Source organism: Streptomyces sp. ICN903, from assembly GCF_022015835.1.
Lineage (GTDB): Bacteria > Actinomycetota > Actinomycetes > Streptomycetales > Streptomycetaceae > Streptomyces > Streptomyces fenghuangensis.
The window spans coordinates 1-1,492 of the sequence record NZ_JAKMAY010000454.1 but is presented as its reverse complement, the minus strand read 5'-3'; the positions used below and the strand labels follow the sequence as shown (position 1 = coordinate 1,492).

Annotated in this window: 1 protein-coding gene; it reads right to left on the bottom strand. The window is 78.4% G+C overall.

Translation table 11 applies throughout. The features are described 5' to 3' along the window. Window positions 1–34 precede the first annotated feature (34 nt). Window positions 35–1,492: PP2C family protein-serine/threonine phosphatase (locus tag L7D48_RS27570; protein WP_237883630.1), on the bottom strand; the 1,458-nt coding region annotated here is incomplete at its 5' end.

The following is a 1,492-nucleotide window of genomic DNA, read 5'->3' as shown; positions in this document are numbered from 1 at the left end:
GGAACACCGGGAACGCCGGGACCGCGGGCGGGGTTCAGAAGCGGGCGGCCAGCAGCACCACGTCCTCGCAGTCCCCGGCGTTCCCGGCGTTCCCGGTGTTCCCGGCGTTCCCGGTGTCCCCGTCCCCGGCGCCATCGCCCGCACCGTCCCGCTCGCCGGGCAGCACCGTGCGCAGCAGGTGGTCCAGCAGCGCGTCGGGGTCGGCGCGTACGGCCGGGGCGGCGGCGACGGCGGCGGCCCGGAGCCGGGCGAAGGCGCGGTCCAGCGGTTCGCCGGTGCGGTGCAGCAGGCCGTCGCTGTAGAGCAGGAGCGTTTCCCCGGGTGCCAGGTCCACCTCGACGCTGGGCGCCTCCCAGCAGGCGAGCATGCCCAGCGGCGCGGAGAGCGCGGTCTCGACGACCTCGGTGCGCTCCGGGCCGACGATCAGCGGCGGGCAGTGCCCGGCCCCGGCCAGCACGACCCTGGTGCCCGCCCGCGGACCGCCCCGGGCCGGCGGCGTCCGCTCGGCGTACCCGAACAGCGCGGTCGCCGACCGGGCCGGCTCGGTCAGCCGCAGCAGCAGTTCCAGGTCGGACAGGACCGCGACCGGATCCTCGCCCTCCATCACCGCGTACGCCCGCATCGAGGCCCGCAGCCGCCCCATCGCGGCCACCGCGTCCGGGCCGGATCCGGTGACCCCGCCCACGCTCAGCCCCAGCGCCCCCTCGGGCAGCGGCAGTGCGTCGTACCAGTCGCCGCCGCCGCGCGGGCCGGTGCGGTGCCGTACCGCCAGCCGCACCCCCGGCACCCTCGGCAGCCGGGCGGGCAGCAGCCCCTCGCGCACGGTCTCCACGGCAAGGCGGGCGCGGGCGAGGTCGATCTGGCGGGCGATGTGCTCGGCGGCGTGGCGCACGTACAGGCCGAGCAGATGGCGCTGGCGCTCGGTGGGCCGCGCGGGCTCGTCGTAGAGCCAGACCGCGGCGCCCAGCCGCCCGGTGCTCCGCGCGGTCAGGGGGACGGCGTGGCTGGCGGCGTAGCCGAGGCGGGCGGCGACCTCGCGGTGGCGGGGGTCGAGGTCCTCGTCCCGGGCGATGTGGGGGTGGGTGATCTCCCGGAGGCCGCCGGGGCCTGCGTCCTCACCCGTACCGGGGGCCCCGGCACCGGATCCGGCACCGGGCTCGGGGAGCCCGTCGAGGAGGCGCGCGTGGGAGGCCGAGTCGCGCGGGAGGGTCTCGATGTGGCCGAGATCCGCCGCTCCCAGGCCGAGTCCGACGGTGGTGTCGGGGCCGAGCCCGTCGGCAGGCTCCAGCGCGATCAGCCCGCGCCGGGCGCCGACCAGGGCGGCTCCGGCGCGCAGCGCCTCGCGCACCGCGCTCTCCAGGGTGTCGGTGCGCACCAGTCGCTCGGTGAGGTCGTGGAGGGTGGTGAGGTCGGAGATCCACCCGGCGAGGCGGTCCTGGACGGCGGCGAGCTGCTCGACGGGGCGTGCGAGGGCGGGATCGTCGGCGGCCGG